The organism is Marinomonas profundimaris (genome assembly GCF_000508165.1).
GTDB lineage: Bacteria > Pseudomonadota > Gammaproteobacteria > Pseudomonadales > Marinomonadaceae > Marinomonas > Marinomonas profundimaris.
Map to the genome: position 1 here is coordinate 1 of NZ_AYOZ01000034.1, position 25,430 is coordinate 25,430.

Below are 25,430 nucleotides of genomic sequence, written 5' to 3' on the forward strand. Positions count from 1 at the left end.
TTTAGAGGGGAAAATCCCTAGAACCCCATCAAGCTTTTCAACACAAAAGAGAAGTCACCCACGACACAACGTCTTACTCGAACAACTACAGTTTTACCTACAATTTTACTTGTAGAAATCAGCATAGCATTAGATACTGTATAAACAAACAGTATTGATTCTATTTTTTCGAGGTTCGTCATGAGTGTCTCGCTGATAGGCCGTAGCGGCGCACTTGCCTTCATCAAAGCCAAGCGCCTTCGTATTCCATTGTTCATGGAACGTGTTTCTGCTGGTTTTCCCTCACCAGCGCAGGATTATGTTGAGCAAACGCTCGACCTCAACGAGCTGTGCATCAAGCGACCGGCTGCAACGTTCTTTGTGCGTGTTGAAGGTGATTCAATGATTGATGCTGGGATTCACCCAGATGATATTTTGGTGGTTGATCGCTCTGTTCAAGCAGAACACGGTGACATTGTCATCGCTGGCATCCATGGTGAACTCACGGTAAAGGAGCTTCAACTAAGGCCGTGCGTCAAGCTGATCCCAAGAAACCAGGCGTATGAGCCCATTCATATTCCTGAAGGGGCAGAGTTAGAGATATTTGGTGTGGTCACCAATGTGGTGCGAAACATGCGCCGTAAGTCGTGACTATCCCATGCCTGTATTTGCCTTGGTGGACTGCAACAACTTTTACGCCAGTTGTGAGAAGCTGTTTCGTCCTGATTTAAAAGATACGCCGGTTGTGGTGCTGTCCAACAATGACGGCTGCGTGGTTGCACGCTCGCGTGAAGCTAAGTTACTCGGTATTAAAATGGGCGTACCCGTTTTTCAAATCAAAGCTGAAATGCAGCGCCATGGTATTTTGGCATTCTCGTCCAATTACGCGAACTGTACGCAGATTTGAGCAGTCGAGTGATGCGCACTTTGGAAGAGATGGCACCACGAGTAGAGGTTTACTCCATTGACGAAGCGTTTTTGGACTTAACCGGTATTGAGTCTGCCATATCCCTTGTCGAGTTCGGACAACAAGTGCGAGCGCGCATAGGCCACTGGATTGGGATCACCGTCTGTGTAGGCATTGCACCAACTAAAACACTCGCCAAGCTGGCGAACCATGCCGCCAAGAAATATCCCGCCACTCAGGGCGTTGTAGACCTGACCAATCCAGATCGGCAACGTCGATTGCTCGCATTAGTCCCGGTTGATGATGTTTGGGGCGTTGGTAGACGGCTTTCTAAGCGTTTAAATGCGTTGGGTATCACCACAGCCTTAGACCTAGCCAATGCCTCTCCTAGAGCCATCAGAGACCAGTTTTCAGTGGTTTTAGAGAGAACTGTCAGAGAGCTCAATGGTGAGTCGTGCATTGAACTTGAAGAGATCCCACCAACTAAGAAACAAATCGTCTGTAGCCGTTCATTTGGCGAAAAAGTAACGCAATTTGAATTGTTACGTGAGGCCGTATGTGAATACGCAACCCGCGCCACTGAGAAGCTTCGCAAAGAACAGCAGCAAGCCAAAGTGATGACCGTGTTCATACGTACCAGCCCCTTTAAGGACAACGAGCCGCAATACAGCAGCTCTGCATCAGGTGAGTTGCTGATCCCCAGTTGCGATACACGGGATTTTATCGAGCTGGCCAATCACTTACTCAAGCGGATTTGGAAGGATGGTTTTCGTTATGCCAAAGCGGGCGTCATGCTGTCTGACTTTTACGATCCTGGCATGTTTCAACCAGGACTATTCGATGACGTATCGACCCGCTCTAATAGCCAGCAGTTAATGTCTGTATTGGACACCATTAACCAAAGCGGTGCAGGAAAGGTTTTCTTTGCTGGACAAGGACTCAAGAAAGATTGGTCGATGAAGCGAGAGCATTTGTCTCCCGCCTATACGACACGCTGGGACCAGTTGCCACGAGTGAAGTAGCGCAGTTAACTCAATAGGCATTCACTCTGCGACGCAGCATGTTGAGCTTATCAACCTGGCGTCGAACATCACTGAAGAATTCTTCTTTCTCCATGGCCAGCGCTAACTCCCATTCTTTGGCTAGACCTTGGCAGTCCAAAAATGAGTATCTCAGCTTTGTCTTTGAAATACGCAGTCCCTTACTAAAGACTACGCGCTTGCCTCGTTGACCGTGAAAACTGTTGATGTACCACTCAATGCCAAAGCCATACTTAAAGTCTCTGATACGGACACCAAGCAGCCCCCAGTCTTTAAAGGGCTCATTCTCACGAACCTTGTAATGGGTAACCCAAAAGTCATCAACTTCAGCTCTTGCCAGCGCTTTTAGCCTGTCCGTTTCTTGCTGCAATAAATTTGATACTTCTGATTTCCATTGTTCATTGACGATTTCTACCAAACCAATTTCCCCATCCAATTAACCCCAAAAGCCAAAACCACTATCCGTTTGGCTTTTGGATCGAAACGCCAAACGTAAAACTGCGGTAACAATCACTGTTTGGCGTCTCGATATAAATCAACTCGCGCAACCCCATACCTGACAAGGGATACAGCCCGATTTCACTTAAAAACGCCTAAAAAGACGTATCGTCATGAAGATACAAACCGTTTGGCGAGTTCAGGCCAGAATGCAAACGACATTTGGCGTCTCGATTTTTTTGGCTCAGTTATCCGCCGCCAAACAGAGCCTATTCTCATACTTTTGCGAAAATGCAATAGGCAGATAGATGAAAGGATTTGTCACCTTTCTGCCCACCGCCAGTGCACCGAATCCTGATAATGACATTTGAGTGAACCGCCAGAGCACTTGGAATAGCCCAAGCGTGAACAGCGCGGTTGATTGAAAACCGTTAGAGCACTTTGAGTGCACAGGAGATAAGTATGTTTGTACTAGGCGTAGATATCGGTTACTCGAACCTGAAGCTGGCAATTGGCCAATCAGGCAGTGAACCGAAAACCATTATTCTGCCTGCGGGTGCCGGTCCTGCTGATCGTATGCCAGAGCGTATCGGTGGAGGCGATGATGAAACTTGTTTGTATGTGTCTGTCGATAATGAGCGTTGGGCGGCTGGTGTGCCTGCTGGACGCCTTCAAGGCTGGGAACGAGAGCTTCACCCGGAGTATCCCACCACAAAAACCTATAAGGCGCTTTTTCATGCCGCCTTGTTAATGGCTGAAACAGAATCCATCGATTTGGTTGTCACTGGATTACCGGTTTCCCAGTTTCATGAACCACAACGTAAGTCTGACCTTGTGCAGCGTTTAAAAGGTGTCCATCAAGTGACGCCTAAGCGCAGCATCACTGTTCATGACGTCAAAGTGCTGCCGCAGCCTGCCGGTGCCTATATGGATCTGGTTCAAACAGGTGGTGATTTGGGCTTGATTGAAGAAGGTCGCGTAGTCGTCATAGATCCGGGCTTCTTCTCTGTTGACTGGGTTGCCCTTGAGGCCGGAGAAATTCGCTACAGCTCATCAGGAACCAGTCTTCAGGCAATGTCCGTGCTACTGGAAACGATTGATAAGCTGATTTCAGAAGATCATGGTGCCAAAGTCGGAATGGATCGACTTGAAAAAGCCATGAGAACCGGCGACTTGCAGGTGCTGCTATTTGGAGAAAAAGTCGATATTTCACCTTATCTGAATGCTGCCATGAAAAAGGTAGCGCCTGTTGCTCTTACAGCCATGCGCCAATCCATGCGTGACGAAAGCATCAATGCGGACTTGGTATTGATCGCCGGAGGTGGAGCCATGGCTTATAAGGAAGCGGCCAAGGAGATTTTTTCACGAAGCAAGATCATCGTGCCGGAACAGTCTGTTTTGGCGAACGTCCGAGGCTTCTGGTTTTATGGGGCCTGATTATGAGAGTTGTCGTCAACATTCCCCCAGGGAGCCACCCTGAACTGCTCAAAGAATTAGAAAAGACGCCGCCACGGGAACGCGCTGAGCGTCTGCGGATGCTGGCCACCTTTGGGTTAATTCACATGAGCCAACCCAATCTATCCACGACATCTGTACCGGTGGATGGCCTTGCACCAGATGGTGAAGTTACTTCTATGAGTACAGCGCCAGAACCCAAAGCAGAAACACGTAAACAATCATTAAAATCAAAACTAGGGCTGGGCTTATAACATGGCGTTATCAGTTAGCTGGCTCGATGCCAGGTTAAATAAAGAAGCAAAAGAAACCGTAGTAAAAGCCGACCGAGATGGGCTAAGTGCTCGGGTGTCGCCCAAGGGCAAAATTGTTTTTCAGTTTCGTTATCGGTTCGATGGCAAGCAACAGCGGGTAGACATAGGTACTTACCCCCTTATGAAGCTTGCTGAAGCCAGGAATGAGCTGGATAGGTTAAGGGCAGTACTTGATCAAGGCCGAAACCCCAAGCTCTACCTACAGCAGGAACGGGCTAAGTATTCTGCTAATCAAAGCTTCGAATCGATTTTTCGAGACTGGATAGACTCTGCCGGTAAGCAAGGGCTAAAGGAGAAAACGTGGCACTACCAAAAACGCAGCAGTGAAATATATTTGCTGCCCCGACTTGGCAAGTACCCATTAACTGACATCAATGAATTGTCCTTGCGAAACTGTCTTCGTGAGGTTTCGGAGTCGTCCCCTTCAAACACAGAACGTCTGGTGTCTGTGCTGCACAAGTTTTATGACTGGCTGATTGATGAACAAATCTTGGAAATTAACGCTGCCGCTGGGATCACAGCAAAAAAGGTTGGCGGTAAAAAAGGAAAACGAACTCGGGTGCTAAATGACAACGAGATCAGGATACTTTGGCGCTATTTGCACGAGTCAAAAATCACTGAGAAGAATCGCATCTACATAAAGCTGCTTCTGCTATTGGGCGGTCGCAAGGGCGAACTCATTCAAGCTGAAAAGCGTCACTTTGATTTGCAATCAGCAATGTGGACAGTGCCTATAGAGATCCGCAAACAAGGTGAGAAAATTGGAGCGCCAATCATGCGGCCATTGATTAGGCCTGCTATTGAGCTGATTGAACTGGCGATGCAGATGAGTAAATCAACTTACCTGTTTCCCGCGAACGGACAAGATGATCTTGCCACAAATGGCTTTGATACCACTATTCCTAACAATGTGAAAATCTGGGCTCGCAGATCGCTTGGTATTGAGATGGAGCATTGGTCTATGCATGATCTTCGCAGAACGATGCGAACGCGAATGTCAGCCATCACCACGCAAGAAGTTGCCGAGTTGATGATTGGCCACAGCAAAAAAGGGTTGGATGCTATCTACAACCAATATCAGTACTTGGATGAAATGCGTCATGCTTACGACGTTTGGTATCAACAACTAGAAACCATCATCGAGCCGACAGGCTTTCCATTCAACTGGCGTTTCGGACAGTAAAATAAAAGAAAGAGGCTCAGTCCTCTTTCTTCTCATACTCCTCCAAGTCTTCAATGTGCCACAGCTTATTTCGCGTATTTCGGTTGATACGAGGTTGCGGCAAGCTGCCATCTTTAATTCTTCGCCAGAGCGTCGTATAGCTAATGTGGTAACGAGCCATAACTTCGTAAGATGTTAGAAAAGGGGTTACCTGGTGCGCTACTGCTGTCATCTGCATTCTCCTGAAAATCAATGTAAAGCTATCATCGCCTGATTCATCACTTGTTGATGGTCAGAAAGATGCATGATTTGTTCAGAAGATCAGCCTTATCATGGCACCGGTATCATTGTGCAGTTTACCAAATTTCCAGTTTACGGCGAAAAGCACCGTAAAATCGCGTAAAGTTAAACCCTCTTTAATCGATATGCACGCTCTAGCTACTAGGAATTCAGCGTAGCGGTATACTTCGTAAGTGCATTTCGATGGCTTCAATCACTGACTTAGTGAGGGGTAAATGCGCTTTTTCTTTCGCCCATACCTCATGGAAGCCTGCTACAGTTTGCTTTGCAGTATCTAACACCAATTTTTCTGGCAACATGGCTTTAGCCGCTAAGTGTGATAGCTCATCCAGCGTGAAATCGCTGAATTTCTTGCTACGGCTCACCTTCAGCGATGCACTATCATCGGGGATATAAGGAATGGTTGAAACAAAGTCATAAGCAGGTGCAATAGACGCAGTGCGCTTATCTTTGTAAATCACAGACCAATTCTTCAAATGCATATCGGCATTGCCAATTAGCGTGTTGAACACCAATCGGCGAGTAAATTCTGCAATGTCTTCGTCTTTACCTTCAATGCCGATAACCTGAGCAATATTGCGCATACTGGCTTTTTTGTACTTATCTTGAGGATAAACGCCAAACACTTGCGCAAAGTCCTCAATGTGCACATCTTGACCATCTGCACGGTCAAAACGCTTGATCACAAACGCACTGTCACCATATTTGCCAATGCCTGCTGGAATATTAGCAATCTGGTTAATGGGAAGTAGCTGAGTCTCTGGCACATCCATCCCCAGCAATCGAGCCAGTTCCATCATCGAATATTCATTTTCTGGCACAGCGTCAAATCGAGATGACGGCAACTTCACAATCCAAGAGCCACCTTGACCAGTTGCTGGAATGGTCAAGCCGCCGTTAGCCTGTTGTACGGCTGAAAACTTCAACTGCACACCCGCCAATGAGAAGCGCATCGGCGCTTCAATTTTCGTTTCATCGTCAATGCCTTGATGCACATTAGGCGGCAGCGCTTCACCATCCGCCGGTTCAACCGTGATCGCGCCAGCTAAATCCTGCCCTAGCACCCACAATAGAAAAAATTCCCGCGCTGGGTTCACACCGGCACGCTCTGCCAGGTAATTTCGCATGGTTTCTTCTGGTAAAAGGTTGGAGAAAAACGGGGTTAACTTAGTTTGGGTCGGTTTGAAGCTAGTCAGCAGGCCACCTAGCGAATCTTTAAAGCCAAGTCCTAACACAGGACGCGATTCGTCATGAATGTACGAATCCATAAAGGCAAAAAGCGTTCTGTCATTGCCCACGTTGGTGATTGTGGCAATGGGTTCACCGTACAGCAACACGTTGAGCGTAGAGACATGGTTAGTCATCGTCGTCTTCCTCTAACTGATACGCGGGCGACATTGACTCACCCTCATCGCTAATGCCGTTAATACCTTGGCCACTTCGAATGATCGACTTGATGGCAGGTACAGACTTTTTAGGCGCAACCAATAGCTCTAGGTCTAGTACACGGGCAAGTGCAATCAAACTGGATATTCTTAAATCAACACTGCCAGACTCGATTTTCGAAATATGGCTTTGAGGCACACCCGAACGAGCACTTAACTCTCTCTGGCTAAACCCCTTTCGTACCCGAGCTTCTCGAAGACTTTCTAGTATCTGCTCTGTTACATAGCTCATTTCGATACGCCTTAATGCATCACTTAAGAATAATTATATACAAAAACATATCACAGTAACTCAAATAACACAAATTCGATTAGCCATTACATATCAAAAGCCATTATCTGATACATAATTACATATAAGCAGAAGGAGATTTTTGTCATCGACAAAAGAGCGATACTCTCGCTGATAATCGCGAACTGACGCATCAAACTCCCTAAGTACTTTTGTCGCTCAGCCATTATACAGCAAGGGCTACAGAAGAACTCGCGTCAAATCGCCAGAAGATAAGTGCAACAAAGAGGAAGTTTGTACACAGTTACAGGAAATTTTGTACACACAAGTCGAAAAACAAGTGCAAAATGATGGTGTAAACAGCAACTAAATTTGAAGGTAAGTCTGATATCTCAATTAGAAATAACCGTATTGGTTCGCTTCAAGCATCTTCAAAAACAAACACTGAAGCAAAAATCACACCAACAATAAACTCCCTCATTAAATTTTGTAATTTGGTACAGATGAAAACATTTACCAAAAAAAGTGACTCTTTTTAACGGTAGTACTTTTTACGCCAAACCCAGTAACCACAAGGCCTACAGCCAGGTTTGTGTCATGGAATTTTCGCCAAAGGCCTCTAAAACGGAATTTGTACTCAAGTTTGTACACACTTTCCGAGGTTACGCTTGAACATCATTGAAAAGCAAAGAAACGAGAAAAAGACAAAAATCCTTTAAATTCAGTACGTTGAGATGTGATTGTGGTGTGCAATGAAAGGTGATTTTAAGCGTTGAAAGGCTGGGCGGCATCAGGGTGCGAAATGATCGCGAACGTTCTTCGCGTATTAACTTCGTTTAGAAAAGCGTGGTCTGCCATTAAAAAATTCTTTTAAGTTGTACGTGGGTTTATCGACCTTTCTACCAAAGCCTGCTCAGCATGGCGCTATCGAAAACCCCGTCATGTTAATCGTGATTGTATTGTGGCTATTTTCGCCGATCTAGACTTTATAAACAATCAATGCCTATGGAATAAATCACGATTTAAATTACCTGCTCCGTTGTGCCTCAATCACGCACAAAGAACAACATAGGAAATACCCTTATTTTCTGGCAGACAGAACATGTTAAGTAAAGCGAGAACATTGAGTTACAACATCAAGATAAGCTCCATACCTATATGCAAACAATTTGCATTAGCATTATAAATACTAATAAAATAACGTTTCAGCTTGATCTCGATTCACAAGATCAAGGCTTGTCTTAAGCCCCCAGATTTGGTCTACAACATGATAGAGTCTAAAAAACTGCAATTTAGTGTCGGCGATCGAGCACTACTAGCAGACTTCTCAATGACATTTGAACCAGGGAAAATTTACGCACTCGTCGGTCATAATGGTTCAGGAAAATCCACCCTTCTTAAACTCTTGGCTCAACAGCAAAAGCCAACCGGTGGTGAAATTTTCCTAGAAAACAAATCTATTTCTTCATGGTCGACTAAAAAATTCGCTCAACAAGTGGCGTATTTACCCCAGCAAACGCCTTCTACAGACAGCTTATCGGGAAAAGACTTAGTGAGCTTTGGTCGCTACCCATGGCACGGTTTACTTGGGCGTTTAAACAGCGACGACAAAAAACACATTGATGACGCTATGGTATTAACCGATACAACCGCTTATGCCGACCGGCTTGTTGACACCTTGTCAGGCGGGGAACGACAACGTTTGTGGCTCGCCATGCTCATCGCTCAAAAAACACAATACTTACTGCTGGATGAACCGCTTTCTGCATTGGATGTGGCTCACCAAATAGACATGCTCAATCTCATTAAAAAGCTCAGTCGAGAACTCAACCTTGGTGTCATCATTGTGATTCACGACATCAACATGGCCGCACGTTTTTGTGACCACATCGTGGCATTACACAGTGGCAAGATGATTGCTTCAGATTCAGCCGAAGCCATTTTCTCAGCCGAACAACTCAAAAAAATCTATGGCATCGACATGCACATTAGTCGACATCCCGCAGGCTACCCTGTCGCCATGCCTTACTAATGAGAAAAAATGTCATGACGACTCGATCCTTCTCGCTCTCCATCCTGTGTTTTGCTTATTTAGTAGCAAACATCGCAAGCGCAGCACAAGCCGCTCCCCTTAGAGTAATGTCTATTGACTGGACTCAAACCGAAACCTTGATTGCCCTTGGTGTCACGCCGATCGCCATGGCTCAAAAGTCCAGTTACAACGCATGGGTGAGAGCACCAGCCATTCCAAGCGCGACACAAGACGTAGGGTTGCGGTCACAACCTAATTTAGAAAGACTGTCCGAACTCAAACCAGACAAGATTTTTATTTCCCCCATGTTTAGCTCACTAACACCAAAGCTGTCTCGCATTGCGCCCGTGACTCAAATCACGCTTTATAAACAAGACAACATCACCTGGGATGGTTTGAAAATCTTCACTCGACGACTGGGCGAAGAAACAAACACTCAAGCAGAAGCAGAAACCGTTATTCATACGGCAGAACAAACACTAGCAAAGCTGGCTCAAAAGACCCCACAAAATGAGCCACCGTTATTAATGATGCAGTTTATGGACAGTCGTCACGTTCGTGTCTTTGGTACAAACAGCATGTATAAAATTGCAGCCAATAAACTCGGTTTAAAAAGCGCTTGGAACGGAGAAACAAATCCATGGGGCTATTCATTAGTAGGCATTGATCAATTAATGGGAATAAAAGGCCAAATCATCATTGTAAAACCCATACCTGCAGGCGTCGAAAGAAACTTACAGCAAGATCAATTCTGGCAATATTTGGTTAAAAGTTCTGGACAGCCAGCGTTAAAAGCAGCGCCTTCATGGAGTTTTGGCTCTATCCCTTCTACCGTTCGTTTCGCGGAAGAATTGAGCAACATTCTAAGCAATAAGGACAAACAATAATGCGCGTTTTTCCGATTGGTTTTATCGTCCTATTAACCGCTTCTGTCGCACTCCTAATGAGCTGGCAGCTGTCCATAAATGATAGTTTCACTCATAACGTTAATAGCTTATTTCAAGCTAACTGGCTCTCGAACAATTCCATAAAGCTGCACTTAACGTGGTGGCCGCGTATCTTTACCACCTTGGTTTGTGGTGCTGCTTTGGCTGTCGCCGGCGTACTAATGCAGCAAGTGTTAAGAAACCCACTCGCTTCCCCCACCACATTAGGGGTTGCGAGTGGCGCGAGTTTCAGCTTAATGCTCGCCACGCTTTATGCGCCGTGGCTACTTGATTTTTCGTACAGTTTAGTCGCGATGGCAGGCGGTATAATCACCATGGGGATTGTGTTTGCGCTTTCTTGGCGTCGCGCACTTTCCCCGACAATAGTGGTGATTTCGGGCTTAATTCTTAATCTCTACTTTGGCGCATTCAGTGCTGTTTTACTCATCATGAACCAAGAAAAACTCTCGGGTCTGATGATTTGGGGCGCAGGCTCTTTAGTGCAAACCGGTTGGGGGAATGTGTCATATCTCGCTCCGAGAGTCTTCACGCTCATTGTTGTGGCGTTTCTTTTTGTGAAACCTCTGACGCTTTTGCAGCTGTCTGAATCTGGCGCAAAAAGCCTTGGCGTTTCATTAGCGAAATTACGAATCATTTGTCTAGGTCTTGCGGTATTACTCACTTCATTCGTGGTTGCCACTGTGGGTATCATAGGCTTTATTGGTCTTGCTGCGCCGGCCATCACACGATTAATTGGCGTTCATCGGCTGCTGCCAAAATTTCTAGTGTCAATGTTCATTGGTGCGCTTTTGCTGACATTAACGGACTTGGTTGTACAACAACTGCCAGGCCTTATGTCGATGATGATTCCAACCGGAGCCGCAACCGCCGCGCTCGGCGCGCCATTAATGTTATGGCTGCTACCCAAGTTATCAATGCGCAGTCAAACACAGACAGAAACCGTATTAACTCGACACAGCGAACAAGGTCGATACCTCAGTAAATACACAATTTGGATTGCCCTTGGTACTCTTTTCTTTGGCTTATTCATCTTCTCAAGTGTATCGATTGGTAACCATGGCTGGAGCTGGATAATCACCAGCGGCGATTGGTCAGTATTAGAATGGCGATTTCCTCGTTTGATTGCCGCAATTTTAGCCGGCGCCATGCTGGCAACGGCGGGCACCATTATTCAACGTTTGAGCGGTAACCCAATGGCAAGCCCAGAAGTCATTGGTATCAGTTCTGGCACCGCGCTAGGCGTTATTGTTGCATTATTTTCAGGTCTAGGTTCGGGCCTAACAGGCATGTACATCGGTGGTTTTTTTGGCGCAATCGCCTCAGTAAGTTTAATCATACTACTGAATCGTAAGTCGGGGTTTCAACCGGAAAAAGTACTGTTAACAGGCGTTGCCATAACCGCGCTCATGGGCGCAGTGCAAACTATCGTTTTGGCAGGCGGAGACCCTCGAAGTTACCAATTACTCGCATGGTTGGCCGGAACAACCTATTACGTAACCAACGACGCCTTAATTCCGCTTACGATTATTACAGCCATCTCACTTTCCATCGGCTTTATTTGCCATCGTTGGTTAGACATATTACCGCTCGGCGAACCCAGCGCGCACTCTTTGGGGCTGAACGTACCTCGGTCACGCATGTTCTTATTGTTACTCGTGTCTGGATTAACTGTCAGTGCCACCTTGGTGGTTGGACCTCTCAGTTTTATTGGTTTAATGGCACCACACCTAGCACGCTTATTAGGGTTCAGTCGAGCGAAAGAGCATCTCATCGCCGCCGTTTTAGTGGGTAGCACACTCATGCTTTTCTCCGATTGGCTTGGCCGACAAATACTGTACCCTGAGGACATCCCAACCGGCATGGTTGCCTCTATCATTGGCGGCTTGTATCTAATGTGGGGGCTCAGAAGACTCTAACCCAAGCAAAAACAGCTCTTTAACGTCGTTCATATATCAAATAATGTACGACGTTAAAGAGAACCAAATGGCCTTTCAAATCCGTTTTCCTCTTATCTCTTCCTCAACGAATTAAAGCTTGTGATGGGACATTTTTGTCCTCAGTATAAGCACCGACCGAATAAAATCAGCGCGATAAAGTTGGCATCAATTTTTCATTACGCTATCTAATTATAAAAATAATAGGATACACATGAATGGGCACTCCCTCGTTTTTTGGGCTTCGAAACATAGGCATTGGCGGCAGGCTTTTTTTGGCGTTTGTGCTCATTTCATCCATCACCATTGTCGCCAGTGGGTTAGCGACCAACACCTACCTTCAATTGAGCGATCGCCTTCAATTACTCAAATATCAAGACATTCCAGGTTTAGATGCGGCTGCCCGTCTGAACGATAAAAGTCGGCTTATTGTAGCTACGGCCCCTCTTTTAGTGACCAGCGATTCCAAAACGTCCAGAGAAAAAGCCATGAAGGCGCTGAATGTCGCCATCCGTGAAATGGATGCTCTCATGCGTAATTTGCCAGATTACAATCGCTACTTTTTAGAGTTAATTACACAGATTAAAAACAGCCTCACGCTTTTAAATCAAAGTGTAGAGCGTCGAGAAGTTATCCGGCTCGAGCTTGCAAAACAGTCATTATTTATCTTTCCACTATTTCAGAGACTGATTACGCAAGTAGACAAAATAGACCACACCGAGAAATCAGAACACGTTATTCGTCGTCTTTACTATTTTTCTGGTTTAATTGAAAAAGTAAGCAATGACGCTTCATTTAATGAACTTGATTACACGTTTTTGCGCCTAGAAAGGTTGGGAGACGAACTCACTCAAGACTTAAATACACTCCCACAAATACCTCACTCGTTACGCCAGTCATTACTTGAACTGATCCTAATAAGCTCGCGCCAAGGCACGCTTTTTCAACTTAAAAACGAAGAGCTAGACTTGCTATACCAGCAAAGTTTTTTACTTGAAAACAGCCAGCAACACATTCAACAATTAGCGGCTCAAATTAACCAATACACAAACTACACCAACACCAGCATTCGTGCTTCGTTAGAAGGTGCGATTAAATCCATCAATAATAGTATTTTGAATATCTTACTGTTGTCCTTTATTAGCCTCAGTATTGCCTGTGCTATTTCTTGGTTCTACGTACGTCGTAATGTGTTACAACGGATCATCGAGCTGCAACAGAACATGCGTGCCATCGCAAGCTCTCAGCTGGACACACAAATTCGCATCGTTGGAAACGATGAAGTGTCTAGCATGGCCAGAGACTTACAGTATTTTCAGAAAACCGCCATTGAAGTGGAACGTACAAATCACATTCTTGCCGCCGAAATAGAAGAAAGAGTCGCCGCCGAAGCGCAATTAAAAGCCGCTCAAAATGAACTGGTTCAAGCCGGTAAACTGGCCGCGCTTGGTCAACTTGGTGTTGGCATTACCCATGAAATAAATCAGCCACTCACCGCCATCGCTAGCCACCTTCATACCGCAGGTCGGCACATGGAAAAAGGGCAAATAGACAACGCACAAAACAGCTTAAATAAAGTGAGGCAATTACTGACAAAAATAACTCGCATTACCAAACACCTAAAAGCATTCGCACGCGTCGCAGGAACAGAATTAACCCCGGTGAATTTGGACACCGTCATTCAAGACGCCATCGAATTAATGTCGAGCCAAATACAAGACCAAGGCTGCACGCTCAACTATCAAACCACCACATCACCGATCAGCGTTCTTGCTGAACCAATTCGCCTCGAACAAGTAATGGTAAACCTGATAAGCAATGCGGTGGATGCGTTATCAAGCGCCTCTGTTAAGCAACTTTCCATTACTGTTTATGAACTCAACGACAGCGTCATGATCGATGTGAAAGACAGTGGTATCGGAATAGAAGAAGACAAATTAGAGCAAATTTTTGATCCCTTCTTTACTCAAAAAGAAGTCGGCCAAGGGCTCGGTTTAGGTTTGTCCATTAGCTACAACATTGTTCAGGATTTCGGCGGCAACATTAGAGTCGCCTCGACACCTGAAGACGGCAGCCGTTTTACCTTAGAATTAAAAAAGGCAGAGAAATAAATGGGACAAAGAATAAAAATAATCGTCATAGATGACGACCAAACCATTATTGAAGCATTGACCGAAATGCTAGAGCTAGAAGGCTTTCTCGTAGAAAGTCACCAAAGGGCAGAGAAAGCCATTGCTTCGCTCCACAGACAAAGTGCAGCGGTCATCTTAAGCGACGTTCGCATGCCAAAAATGGATGGTTTAAACCTATTGGCACGCCTTCAAGAACTGGACAATGAACTGCCCGTTTTACTAATGAGTGGCCATGGCGACATTCCCATGGCAATAGAAGCGATGAAAGAAGGCGCGTATGATTTTCTAGAAAAACCACTGCAACCTGCACTGCTCATTAATCAACTACAACGCGCCACAGAAAAAAGACGATTAGTGCTAGAGAACCGCAACCTTAAACAAAACATTGCCGCACAAACTGGCCTAGAAGCCCTCATTATCGGTGAATCCGCAGCGATCAAAAACATTCGTCAACATATTTCATCGCTGGCCCAAGCCAACGTCGACACTATTATTTATGGTGAAACTGGCTGCGGGAAAGACGTTGTCGCCAGAGCGTTACATCAATTTAGCCTCCGAAATAATGGCCGATTCATTGCCATCAACTGTGGTGGTATCAGTGAGAGCCTGATCGAAAGCGAATTATTTGGCCATGAAGCAGGCTCGTTTACCGGCGCAAATAAACGTCATATTGGTAAAATAGAAGCGGCCAACGGCGGAACCCTTTTCTTAGATGAAATTGAAACCATGCCGTTGCCAGTGCAAATTAAATTTCTGCGTGTGCTGCAAGAAAGAACCATCGAACGCGTTGGTAGCACAACACCCATTCCAGTTGAGCTCACGGTTATCGCCGCCAGTAAGGACAACCTCGCCCTATTGGGTGAAGAAGGCAAATTTCGTAAAGACCTTTTTTATCGACTTAACGTCGCCAGCCTCACCATTCCGCCGTTAAGAGATCGCCCTGAAGACGTTCTGCCGCTCTTCCATCACTATGCAAGAAAAGCCTCAGTGCATTTTTCAAAGCCCTTACCAACCATCATACCCGCTTACTTGGATTACCTAATACAACATCCCTGGCCTGGTAATGTTCGAGAGCTCAAAAATGCAGCGGATCGATTTGTATTAGGCATCAGTGAAACCTCGCTCGCTTCCATCAAGCAAGAAGAGGATATCAACGGCAGCTACGAAGAACGTATGGAACAGTTTGAACGGCACATCATCGAAGAAGGACTCAGAGCGACCAACGGTCAATTAAATGAAGCCGCCGAATTATTAGACATGTCACGTAAGACGCTTTATCGAAAAATGAAAAAGCACCAATTAGACAAACAACAATTCAAACCTTTCGAGTGGGTGGGACAAGAATGACCCATTTAAGGTTTATGCGTGAGACTCATCCGTCCCAAACTGACAGTGACGAATGGCATAAAATTTATAAACAACTGTTTTATATGGCTTTTAAAGTGTTGGCATTCACTTTGCTCTACTCACCTTAATCCTACAATTTTGTTGGATTGACTCTTCTCCGACAACGGACCCTCCCGACCGGTGATAACAATAAAAATACATCATGAGGAAAATAATAATGCCTATTAAATTACTGACAGGTTTAGTGCTCTCTGGCTCATTGCTTTTAGGCGCTAGCAGTGCCGCACTAGCCGATGATTGTGCTTATCGTGGCGTTTTGGACGATAAATTCTGTGACGAAAACTACGATCTTGTCGCTGATATCCCAAAAGATTCGAATCAATGGCGCGACCCAAGTACGCTCGTATTTACGTACACCCCCGTTGAAGATCCTGCTGTTTATAAAGACGCGTTCAGCGACTTTCAAAAATACCTGAGTGAAAAAACAGGCAAGAAAGTCGTTTACTACACAGTTCACTCCAACGCAGCAGAAGTGGAAGCATTACGCTCTGGACGCTTACACATTGCTGGGTTCTCAACTGGCCCTACCGGTTACGCGGTCAATTTAGGTGGTTTGGTTCCAATCGCAGTAAAAGGAACGGAGGAATCTTTTCAAGGTTACAACTTAATCACAATCGTCCGAAGTGACAGCAGTATCCAGAAAATGACGGATTTAAAAGGCAAGGTTGTTGCTCATACTTCCGCGTCGTCAAACTCTGGTAACTTAGCACCTCGTGCTATCTTCCCTTCCCTTGGCCTAACGCCAGATAAAGATTACGAAGTAAAATATTCTGGTAAACATGACCAATCTGTCATGGGCGTTTTATCGGGCGATTACGAAGCCGCTCCAGTTGCTTCGGATGTTTTCAAACGTATGGTCGATGCCAAACGCATCAATAAAGACGATTTTCGAATTATTTATACGAGCCCGCGTTTCCCAACGTCCTCTTTTGGTTACGCTCATGATTTAAACCCTGAGCTAGTCGAAAAAATCAAAGAGGCTTTTTTCAGTTTCCGCTTCCCTGCTGAGATGCAAAAAACCTTTGGTGGTGCTGACCGCTTCTTCCCTGTTACCTACAAAGAAGATTGGCAAGTCATTCGCGACATTGCTCACGCATCAGGCACGGCTTATACCAAAGCAGGCCTGAAGCAACTAGCAGAAGCCGACGCGGCGAAAGCCGCAGCAAAACGTGAAAAAGCCGCCAAAGCTGCCGCCAGCAAAAACCAATAGTCGGCGCGTTTAGCCAAACCAATCACATTCAAATACATACTAACCAGCAACCTGAGCAATCAGGTTGCTTGGGTCTCTTTGCCTGTAGGAACACACCATGTCTGTCACTCATAACATAGCTGAGCATTCAAATTTTCTTGAAATTCGACACTTAAAAAAAGAATACACAGCGGGTAATCCCATTTTAAAAGGGATAGATATCAACATAACCGAACCCGGCATCGTCGCCATCATAGGCCCTTCTGGAACAGGGAAAAGTACGTTATTGCGCTGTATCAATCGCTTAATCGACCCAACAGATGGTCAAATATTGTTTGACGGCGCCGACCTATGTCTCGCCAAAGGTAGCCAACTTCGTAAGCTTCGCCGTCAAGTCGGGATGGTGTTCCAAGAATACAACCTCGTTGAGCGCTTAACCGTGATTGAAAATGTCCTAACAGGACGACTCGGCTACATGTCGGCCTGGAACGCATGGCGTCGCAATTTCAGCCAAGCAGACATTAATACGGCGTTTGAGTTATTAGACGCTGTCGGTTTAACCGAGCACGCCAAAAAGCGCGCAGACAGTTTATCTGGTGGCCAACGCCAACGTGTAGGCATTGCCAGAGCCGTTATGCAAAACCCTCGTATCCTTCTCGCTGATGAACCAACGTCTTCGCTTGACCCCAAAACTGCCGTCGAAATCATGGAGCTTCTTGAACGTTTTTCTGCCGAAAAAAACATTCCGGCCCTCGTTAACATTCATGATGTCAAATTGGCCAGCCGCTTTGCAAAACGCATGATCGGTATGAGTAATGGTGTGGTTGTGTACGATGGTCCGCCAGAAAATATTACGGACGACCACCTGAAACAAATTTATGGGGGTGAATCATGGCTGGTATAAAATCTGTTCAAAATAGAGAGAATCCATTCAAACATAACTGGTTTATCAGTGCGATTTGGCTGCTGGTCGTTTGCTATGTTCTCTATACTTTTAACGCTATGGATCTCAGCTGGGGACGTATTAACGAAGGATTTGGACACGCCAGTAATTTACTAGGCCGTATGATTCCACCTAATTTTAGTCGCTGGTCATTGCTTTTAAGTGGCTTGATAGAAAGTCTTGAAATTGCCGTAATTTCAAGTATTTGCGGTATTTTCATATCGCTATTTTTAGGCTTATTTGCTGCTCGCAACATGATGCCAAGTTGGGTAAGTACACCGGTGAGAGCCTTAATTGCACTTTGCCGTACTTTTCATCCGGTGATCATTGCCATCTTATTTGTTAAGAGTGTTGGGTTTGGTGCCTTAGCTGGAATTTTGACATTGATTGTTGCCTCCATTGGCTTTATTGCCAAGCTCTTTGCTGAAGCGATTGAAGAAATTTCACTCAAACAGGTCGAAGCAATTCGTGCAACCGGCGCAGGCTTTGCCAGCATTATTCTGTTTTCTGTTATGCCTCAAGTGTTTGCTCGTTTTATTGGTTTTTCGACCTATCAACTTGACTCTAATCTACGCAACTCGACCATGGTCGGCATTGTTGGAGCGGGTGGATTAGGCGGCACGCTTTTCTCCGCTTTTCAGCGTTTTGATTACGACTTTGTGGCGGCCATCTTGATCGTCATTATTGCTCTTATCATGTTTGGGGAATTTCTTTCCAACATTGTCCGTCGTATTTTTCGCTAGCCTGACCTAGGAGCCTACTTTATGAACACAATAGATCATCATTGGCAGCGCTTTACCTTGAGACAAAAGCTGTCTCGTTATGCTGTTTACTTGGTTCTCGTCTTGGCCTTTTTCCAATCAATACAATCGGTCGAGGTGATTCCTGAATTCTTATTAGATGCGCCAGAACAAATGGGCGATATGTTTTCTCGCATGTGGCCCATCGACTTCGCGTATTACCCCGTCGCCGTTCACGACGCCATGATTGAAACGCTGAATATCGCCACATTAGGCACCTTAATCACATTGATTTTTGCCATTCCGCTGGCACTAATGAACGCCAGCAACATCGTCAACTCGGCTTGGTGTCATTGGATATCAAGATTCTTTCTTGTTTCTTCGCGCTCAGTAAACTCCTTGGTTTGGGCGTTACTCTTTGTCTCTATTTTTGGCCCTGGCGTGATTGCTGGCGTTTTAGCCATTGCCTTTCGCTCAATTGGTTTTGTTGGAAAACTACTTGGTGAGGCGATCGAGGAAGTCAACATGGGCTCTATTGAAGCGTTAAAAGCCACTGGCGCGTCATGGATGTCGATTTTACTAAAAGGCTACTGGCCTCAAGTCTTACCGGCATTTTTCAGCATCGTCTTGTTCCGTTGGGACATTAATGTCCGTGAATCTGCCGTGCTGGGCTTAGTTGGTGCTGGCGGCATTGGCGTGGTCTTAGATGACTCGATGAATTTGTTCCAATGGGATCGCGTTGCTATGTCTCTGTTGGCTATTTTCATCATCGTCATTTTGGCTGAAATCGTGGTCGTGAACATTCGTAAACGCTTAATCTGATGACGGTTACCGTTAACGTCCAACGATAAAAAAAGAAGGAGCCGTAAAGGCTCCTTCTTTGTTTGATTATCAGGTAGCTAAATGCGTTTCAAATCATTCAACTGTTTTCGATTCCGACAATCCGTCAGGGCGTTTAGGGAACATTCTACGCACTATCACGAAGAATAACGGTACAAAGAAAACCGCCAATATTGTCGCGGTTAGTGTGCCGCCTACAATACCTGAACCAATAGAGATTCGGCTGTTTGCACCTGCACCAGAAGACAATGCCAATGGTAAAGTACCAACGATAAACGCCATAGACGTCATGATAATAGGACGAAGACGTAAACGCGCTGCTTGCGCCGCCGCATCCCATACATTGACACCTCGACGATACGCCGCCTCTGCAAACTCGACAATTAATATCGCATTCTTAGAAGACAAACCTATGGTTGTCAGCAAGGCCACCTGGAAGTACACATCGTTTTCTAATCCACGAATATGCGCTGCCGCTGCGGCACCGATAACCCCCAAAGGAATGACCAAGATAACAGACAAAGGCACTGTCCAACTTTCGTACAAAGCCGCAAGACATAAGAACACGACCAGCACAGAAATTGCGTATAGCGTTTGTGTTTGACCGCTCGACAAGCGTTCTTGGTAAGACAAGCCACTCCAAGACCCCATCACACCGCCAGACATAGAGTCCGTCACACGTTGCAATTCATCCATGGCCGCACCCGAACTCACGCCTGTTGCCCCTGAACCTTGGATTTCATAAGAAGCCAAACCATTAAAACGGCTCAAGCTTTTTGGTCCATATGTCCATTCACTTTTCGCAAAAGCAGAGAATGGCGTCATGGTGTTGTCATCACCTCGAACATACCAATGCTGCAGATCTTCAGGAGACGAACGGTATTGCGCCTCACCTTGCATGTAGACTGTTTTAACTCGACCACGGTCGATGAAGTCATTGACGTAACTTCCTGCCCAAGCACTGCTCAATGTCGCACTAATGTCTGACATTGAAAGACCCAATGCGGATGCTTTCTCTTGGTCAATATCAATATGCAATTGTGGCGCTTCAGAATCAGAACCGAGACGAACTCCCGTCAAAAGCGGGCTGGCATTGGCATTTTGCAATAATGCATCACGCATGGTTAGCAAAGTCGCACGATCGGTATTTCCGGATGCTTGAAGCTGAAACGTAAAGCCACTACTTTGACCCAAACCTTGAATAGAAGGAGGGATCAATGAAAAGATTCTCGCGTCGCGCAATCCCGCAAAGGCACCGTATGAACGGCCAACGATGGCGCTCGCACTGTTGGCAGGACCAACACGCTCACTCCAATCTTTTAGAGCGATGAACGCCATACCGGCATTCTGACCACTTCCCATAAAGTTGAAACCAGAAATAGTAAAGACAGCATCCACGTTGTCTTTCTCTGATTTCATGAAGTAGCTTTCTACTTCCCGCATTACCTTATCAGTTCGAGACATGCCCGCACCTTCAGGCAACGACACCATAACCATGACTCGGCCTTGGTCTTCTGTCGGCAAAAATCCAGACGGTAAAGACATCATCAAACCGCCTAAGCCCGCGACAATAAGGCCATAGCCAAGCATCCAACGAATTGGTCGCTTAATTAGCTTGCTCACACCGCCAAAGTACTTATCGGTAACACGGTCAAAATTACGATTGAACCAGCCGCCTAAGCCTTTTTTGTTGGTTTCATGATTCGCTTTTAACAAGGTCGCACACAATGCTGGCGTTAATGTTAAAGCAACAATGACGGACAAGGTCATAGACGCAACAATTGTGATGGAAAATTGACGATAAATAACACCAGTAGAACCACTGAAGAAAGCCATCGGTAAAAATACCGCCGACAAGACAACCGCGATGCCTATCAAGGCGCTAGTAATTTCTTTCATGGATTTGATGGTGGCCTCTTTTGGAGACAGCTTTTCTTCTTCCATCACTCGTTCAACGTTCTCTACCACCACGATGGCATCATCCACCAGCAAGCCAATAGAAAGCACAACACCAAACATGGTTAACGTGTTAATCGAGAAACCAAACAGTTCAAGCACACCAAACGTACCCAACAGCACGACAGGTACTGCAATCGCAGGAATTAACGTTGCACGCCAATTCTGCAAAAAGATAAACATGACGATGATAACTAAGATGATGGCTTCAACCAGAGTCTTAACCACTTCTTCAATGGAGATTTTAATGAAGCTTGTATTATCAACAGGGAAAGAAAGCTTGTAGCCATCCGGTAAACTACTGGACAACCCGTTCAAAACCCCTTTAACCGCTTCGGATGTTGATAGTGCATTCGCTCCCGGTGCAAGCATAACCGCCATGCCAGACGCTGGGTGGCCATTCAAACGCGCAATATAAGAATACGACTCACTGCCTAACTCAACGGTCGCAACATCACTCAAACGAACCGTTGCACCACTGTCGTCATACGCCAGAATAATGTCTTTGAACTGCTCTGCGGTTTGTAATTTAGACTGCGCCGTTACTGTAACGTTTAGCTCTTGCCCTTGTTCAATAGGATAAGCACCCAAACTGCCCGCTGCGACCTGAGTGTTTTGTGCGGTTACCGCTGCAGACACATCGGAAGGCATTAACTTATATGACTCTAGTTTTAAAGGGTCCAACCAGATACGCATGGCATATTCAGCACCAAATACCTGAATACTACCCACACCATCAACACGAGAAACGGGGTCCTGAACACTCGATACGAGAAAGTCCGATATGTCATTCGCCGAGTCAGTATCTGTTTCGTCGTAAATGGCAGCCACCATCAAGAAATCAGAGTTTGATTTTTTAACCGTGACGCCATTTTGCTGTACAGAGGTTGGCAAGTTTGATGTCACTTGCTGAATTTTATTCTGAATTTGAACCTGTGCAATATCCGCATCCGTACCTTGTTCAAAAGTAACATTGATGCTCGTACGACCACTGGAGCTGCTTGATGATGAAAAATACAACAAGCCGTCTAAACCAGTCAGTTGCTGCTCTAGTATTTGAGTAACACTGTTCTCAACGGTTTCTGCCGAAGCACCTGAATACGTAGCTGAAATATTGACAGTTGGCGGTGCAACATTAGGATATTGGGCAATGGGTAAGGTCGTGATTGAAGCCAAACCTGCCAACATAATTGCAATGGATATTACCCACGCAAAAACCGGTCGATTTATAAAAAATTGAGCTAACATAAATTAGTTTCCTTGCGTCGAAGTGGCATTGACTGCGACCATAGCGCCCGTTTTGCTGTCTCGCTCCATATCAACCGTAGACACTTCACTTCCCGCTCTCACTTTCAATGAACCTTCAACAATCACTCGATCACCAGCATTAACACCAGATAGAACCAACCATTGATTTTTAATCGTACGTTCAACCGTCAAAATACGGCTTTCAACCACGTTATTTTTATTCACAACCAATGCAATTGGGTTACCCTTCACATCTCGGGAGACTCCCTGCTGTGGCACTAAAAGCGCGGCGTTATGCGTCAATTCATGAATCATACCGCGCACAAACATACCGGGTAGTAAAAGATTATCTGGGTTTGGAAATTCTGCTCGAAGCGTCACACTGCCTGTAGACTCATCAACACTCACTTCCCGTGCTTTCAGCGATCCTTCATATTGATATTTGGAACCATCTTCAAGCACCAAAGACACGATATTAGAGCCTTTTTCAACGCCTTCTTGAGATAGGAAGTTACGTTGTTTAAGTTGGTCTAAACTCGTCTGAGCTAAATCCACGAAGATAGGATCCAATGAACGAATGGTTGTCATCACCGTAGCTTGACTACCGGTTACCAATGCACCCACGGTGACTTGGGAAATACCGATACGTCCACTAATTGGCGCTTTGATTTTGGTGTAGCTTAAATTGATTTTTGCTGTTTCAAGCGATGCCTCAGACCCTTTCTTATCCGCTTTCGCTTCCAAGAAGGCAACGTGAGCATCATCTAAGTCCTGTTGAGAAACATTATTTTGTTTGCGTAGTTGAGTATAACGTTCATCTTTCAGCTGCGCAGATTTGTAGCTGGCGTTAGACGATTCTAAATCCGCCAAGGCCTGGTTATAAGAAGACACATACGTGGAATCATCTAACTCGTAAAGTACGTCTCCTGCATTAACATCCTGACCTTCTTCGAAAAAGCGTTTTTTCACAATGCCGCCCACTCGTGGGCGAATCTCAGCGACCAAACTAGACGTTGTTCGACCAGGCAGTTCCGTCATTAGATCTGTTTTTTGAGGGTTAATTGTAACAACACCCACTTGAACTTTAGGAGCAGATGGCGCGGCAGCAGCAGACTTTGATGTCTCCTCCTGACAACCAGCGAGTACAAGTACAAGCAACAAACTTGAAGCATATTTAAATTTAGACAACATTGAGGAGACTTCCTTTCGAAACATTGAGAATGATCATTCATTACCACTATAATCTAAGCCATGTACCTTATATATGACAAAACGTGCAAATAAATGAGAACTATTAAACAACTTTACAATAGCGACCAACGAAAGCAATGCATTATTGATGCCACTGAGCAGCACGTGCTAACGAAAGGCTTTCACAAAGCCAGCATGAGCGAAATTGCAAAGTCAGCTGGACTCAGTGTAGGTCAAATCTACCGATACTTTTCTCATAAAGATGAAATTATTTGTGCGTTGGTTGAACAGTTTACCCAGCAACGATTACAGTTTATGCCGTCCTTTTTGGATAAAAATAATTGGCTGGACCGTCACTTTTCAGAAGATGACCAAGAAAACCATAACATTAGGGTAATGCACTCTGAAATTCAGGCCGAGGCCGCACGTAACCCGGTAATCGCTAAAATTTGCATTGAATCGCACCAGCGTCTGCAATGCCATGCTGTGAGCATCATGCAATCACGTTACCCAAAAATGGACAGGCAAGAAGCGGTTGCCCGCATTGAAATGCTCGTCACACTGACCGAAGGCCTATTGGCTCGCTGGGAGTATCAGCCAAGGCCATTTAGCAAAGAAATGCAGCAAATATATAATTTGACGCTCGACGCCATATTGCCGGACTAACAGGAAAACACTGGAAAGCACTATTTTCTGGCGTGGAAAATCCCTTTGATTTGTGACCAGCGACTCACCAACATGGCGATAAAAACCAACAGGCAACCAAACACCTGCCCAATTCCCATAGATTCACTGAACCACAAAACGGCAAAAATCGCGGTCCAAACAGGTTCTAAATTCATAATGACCGCAGCGTGACTCACTGGCGTTAAGCTCATACCGTAAGTCTGCAAAAGAAAGCGCAAACTTGTTGCGACAAGCGTACTGCCTAAAAACCACCCCGCAACACCCATGCTCACACTATGAGGCAATGTTTCAGTCGCCAACGAAAGGCCAAGCAATAACACGCCAGCCACACTCAGCTGAATGGCGGTTAATACCAGAACATGCATACGCATCGAAGAACGTGATAACAGATTTAATTGAAACGCAGATGTAACGGCTGCCCCCAGAAAAAACAGATGCGCGAACTCAAAGTTCAAACCGTTATTCAGTGCCAGAAAGCCGAGACCAACAATAGCAAAAGGCAGCGCCACCCAAATACTCGTTGGTGGTCGTTCTTTAAACAAAACCCGTGCAACAACGGGCACCAACACAACACCAAGGCTGGTAATAAATGCCCCAACGCCCAAGTTAGAACCTTGATCTAACCCTGTCACCCAAAAAACCATCGTGACGCCCATCACCACGCCAACCAAACTGGCTTGCTTTACGTCTTTCCAATCCAAACCACGAAAATATTTTTGTCCGGCCAGAAACAAAACAAAGCCCGCAATAATAAAACGTACGCCCATAAAAAAGAACGGAGGCAAACCAACCAATGCCTCTTTCGAAAAAATCCAACCAAACCCAGCCAAGATTGTCACAAATACCAAAATAAGCTCAGCTTTAAAATGCATTCCTTGTTTCACACAATGTCCCTATTAAGATGTGATAGAA

Annotated in this window: 22 protein-coding genes; 16 read left to right on the top strand and 6 right to left on the bottom strand. The window is 45.4% G+C overall.

What is annotated here, in order from left to right; translation table 11 throughout:
* The first annotated feature begins 180 nt into the window (after nucleotides 1–180).
* From umuD to umuC, 3 genes are read left to right on the top strand one after another with little or no spacing between them, the layout of a single operon-like run.
* On the top strand, nucleotides 181–630 hold the full coding sequence (gene umuD / locus D104_RS30825; protein ID WP_000116661.1) for a translesion error-prone DNA polymerase V autoproteolytic subunit: 450 nt from the start codon (nucleotides 181–183) through the stop codon (nucleotides 628–630).
* A 7-nt stretch (nucleotides 631–637) separates the two neighbouring features.
* Nucleotides 638–886 carry a Y-family DNA polymerase gene (locus D104_RS37725; RefSeq protein WP_024024502.1) on the top strand — a complete coding sequence of 83 codons (249 nt, stop codon included), beginning with the start codon at nucleotides 638–640 and terminating at the stop codon, nucleotides 884–886.
* An 11-nt stretch (nucleotides 887–897) separates the two neighbouring features.
* Nucleotides 898–1,908: a translesion error-prone DNA polymerase V subunit UmuC gene (gene umuC, locus D104_RS30835; RefSeq protein WP_031215031.1), complete on the top strand. Its 1,011-nt coding sequence runs from the start codon at nucleotides 898–900 to the stop codon at nucleotides 1,906–1,908.
* A 10-nt stretch (nucleotides 1,909–1,918) separates the two neighbouring features.
* Here the strand turns inward: umuC and mobI are convergent, their stop codons facing one another.
* Nucleotides 1,919–2,344 (bottom strand): conjugative transfer protein MobI(A/C), encoded by a 426-nt coding sequence (gene mobI / locus D104_RS30840; protein ID WP_456043798.1) that lies wholly within the window; start codon nucleotides 2,342–2,344, stop codon nucleotides 1,919–1,921.
* 482 nt (nucleotides 2,345–2,826) lie between these two features.
* On the opposite strand from mobI, the gene D104_RS30845 reads away from it, so the two are divergent.
* From D104_RS30845 to D104_RS30855, 3 genes are read left to right on the top strand one after another with little or no spacing between them, the layout of a single operon-like run.
* Nucleotides 2,827–3,801, top strand: a complete 975-nt coding sequence (locus D104_RS30845) for a ParM/StbA family protein (RefSeq protein WP_001963822.1) — start codon at nucleotides 2,827–2,829, stop codon at nucleotides 3,799–3,801.
* A gap of 2 nt (nucleotides 3,802–3,803) precedes the next feature.
* Complete coding sequence (locus D104_RS30850) at nucleotides 3,804–4,073, top strand: hypothetical protein (RefSeq protein WP_024024505.1); 270 nt, start codon at nucleotides 3,804–3,806, stop codon at nucleotides 4,071–4,073.
* Between the two features lies 1 nt (nucleotide 4,074).
* Entirely contained in the window at nucleotides 4,075–5,316 is a 1,242-nt protein-coding gene (locus D104_RS30855; protein ID WP_024024506.1) for a tyrosine-type recombinase/integrase, read from the top strand.
* A 428-nt stretch (nucleotides 5,317–5,744) separates the two neighbouring features.
* Here D104_RS30855 and D104_RS30865 read toward each other — a convergent pair whose 3' ends face one another.
* Both D104_RS30865 and D104_RS30870 read right to left on the bottom strand, forming a co-directional pair.
* A complete protein-coding gene (locus D104_RS30865; RefSeq protein WP_024024508.1) occupies nucleotides 5,745–6,959 on the bottom strand; it encodes a type II toxin-antitoxin system HipA family toxin in 1,215 nt (404 codons plus the stop codon).
* Complete coding sequence (locus D104_RS30870) at nucleotides 6,952–7,272, bottom strand: helix-turn-helix domain-containing protein (RefSeq protein WP_022609784.1); 321 nt, start codon at nucleotides 7,270–7,272, stop codon at nucleotides 6,952–6,954. Before D104_RS30870 ends, D104_RS30865 begins: the two co-directional genes overlap by 8 nt.
* 1,267 nt (nucleotides 7,273–8,539) lie before the next feature.
* Between D104_RS30870 and D104_RS30875 the strand changes: the two genes are divergently transcribed.
* The 9 genes from D104_RS30875 (at nucleotide 8,540) to phnE (D104_RS30915) (ending at nucleotide 19,418) form a co-directional block, all read left to right on the top strand.
* Nucleotides 8,540–9,304, top strand: a complete 765-nt coding sequence (locus D104_RS30875) for an ABC transporter ATP-binding protein (RefSeq protein ID WP_024024510.1) — start codon at nucleotides 8,540–8,542, stop codon at nucleotides 9,302–9,304.
* 14 nt (nucleotides 9,305–9,318) lie between these two features.
* Nucleotides 9,319–10,191 carry an iron-siderophore ABC transporter substrate-binding protein gene (locus tag D104_RS30880; protein ID WP_024024511.1) on the top strand — a complete coding sequence of 291 codons (873 nt, stop codon included), beginning with the start codon at nucleotides 9,319–9,321 and terminating at the stop codon, nucleotides 10,189–10,191.
* Nucleotides 10,191–12,167 (top strand): Fe(3+)-hydroxamate ABC transporter permease FhuB, encoded by a 1,977-nt coding sequence (gene fhuB / locus D104_RS30885; RefSeq protein WP_024024512.1) that lies wholly within the window; start codon nucleotides 10,191–10,193, stop codon nucleotides 12,165–12,167. The genes D104_RS30880 and fhuB overlap by 1 nt, the downstream gene beginning before the upstream one ends.
* 236 nt (nucleotides 12,168–12,403) lie before the next feature.
* Nucleotides 12,404–14,296: an ATP-binding protein gene (locus tag D104_RS30890; RefSeq protein ID WP_024024513.1), complete on the top strand. Its 1,893-nt coding sequence runs from the start codon at nucleotides 12,404–12,406 to the stop codon at nucleotides 14,294–14,296.
* On the top strand, nucleotides 14,297–15,664 hold the full coding sequence (locus D104_RS30895; RefSeq protein ID WP_024024514.1) for a sigma-54-dependent transcriptional regulator: 1,368 nt from the start codon (nucleotides 14,297–14,299) through the stop codon (nucleotides 15,662–15,664). It begins immediately after the preceding gene.
* Nucleotides 15,665–15,881: 217 nt separating this feature from the next.
* Nucleotides 15,882–16,934 carry a phosphate/phosphite/phosphonate ABC transporter substrate-binding protein gene (gene phnD / locus D104_RS30900; RefSeq protein WP_024024515.1) on the top strand — a complete coding sequence of 351 codons (1,053 nt, stop codon included), beginning with the start codon at nucleotides 15,882–15,884 and terminating at the stop codon, nucleotides 16,932–16,934.
* Between the two features lie 97 nt (nucleotides 16,935–17,031).
* A complete protein-coding gene (gene phnC / locus D104_RS30905) occupies nucleotides 17,032–17,817 on the top strand; it encodes a phosphonate ABC transporter ATP-binding protein (RefSeq protein WP_024024516.1) in 786 nt (261 codons plus the stop codon).
* On the top strand, nucleotides 17,805–18,599 hold the full coding sequence (gene phnE, locus D104_RS30910) for a phosphonate ABC transporter, permease protein PhnE (RefSeq protein WP_024024517.1): 795 nt from the start codon (nucleotides 17,805–17,807) through the stop codon (nucleotides 18,597–18,599). The genes phnC and phnE (D104_RS30910) overlap by 13 nt, the downstream gene beginning before the upstream one ends.
* Nucleotides 18,600–18,620: 21 nt before the next feature.
* On the top strand, nucleotides 18,621–19,418 hold the full coding sequence (gene phnE, locus D104_RS30915) for a phosphonate ABC transporter, permease protein PhnE (protein ID WP_024024518.1): 798 nt from the start codon (nucleotides 18,621–18,623) through the stop codon (nucleotides 19,416–19,418).
* Nucleotides 19,419–19,511: 93 nt separating this feature from the next.
* Here the strand turns inward: phnE (D104_RS30915) and D104_RS30920 are convergent, their stop codons facing one another.
* Complete coding sequence (locus D104_RS30920) at nucleotides 19,512–22,640, bottom strand: efflux RND transporter permease subunit (protein ID WP_024024519.1); 3,129 nt, start codon at nucleotides 22,638–22,640, stop codon at nucleotides 19,512–19,514.
* 3 nt (nucleotides 22,641–22,643) lie between these two features.
* A complete protein-coding gene (locus tag D104_RS30925) occupies nucleotides 22,644–23,831 on the bottom strand; it encodes an efflux RND transporter periplasmic adaptor subunit (protein WP_024024520.1) in 1,188 nt (395 codons plus the stop codon).
* 93 nt (nucleotides 23,832–23,924) lie between these two features.
* Here D104_RS30925 and D104_RS30930 point away from each other — a divergent pair, with 93 nt between their 5' ends.
* Nucleotides 23,925–24,497, top strand: a complete 573-nt coding sequence (locus tag D104_RS30930) for a TetR/AcrR family transcriptional regulator (RefSeq protein ID WP_024024521.1) — start codon at nucleotides 23,925–23,927, stop codon at nucleotides 24,495–24,497.
* 20 nt (nucleotides 24,498–24,517) lie between these two features.
* Here D104_RS30930 and D104_RS30935 read toward each other — a convergent pair whose 3' ends face one another.
* Nucleotides 24,518–25,402: a DMT family transporter gene (locus D104_RS30935; RefSeq protein ID WP_024024522.1), complete on the bottom strand. Its 885-nt coding sequence runs from the start codon at nucleotides 25,400–25,402 to the stop codon at nucleotides 24,518–24,520.
* Nucleotides 25,403–25,430: the final 28 nt, after the last annotated feature.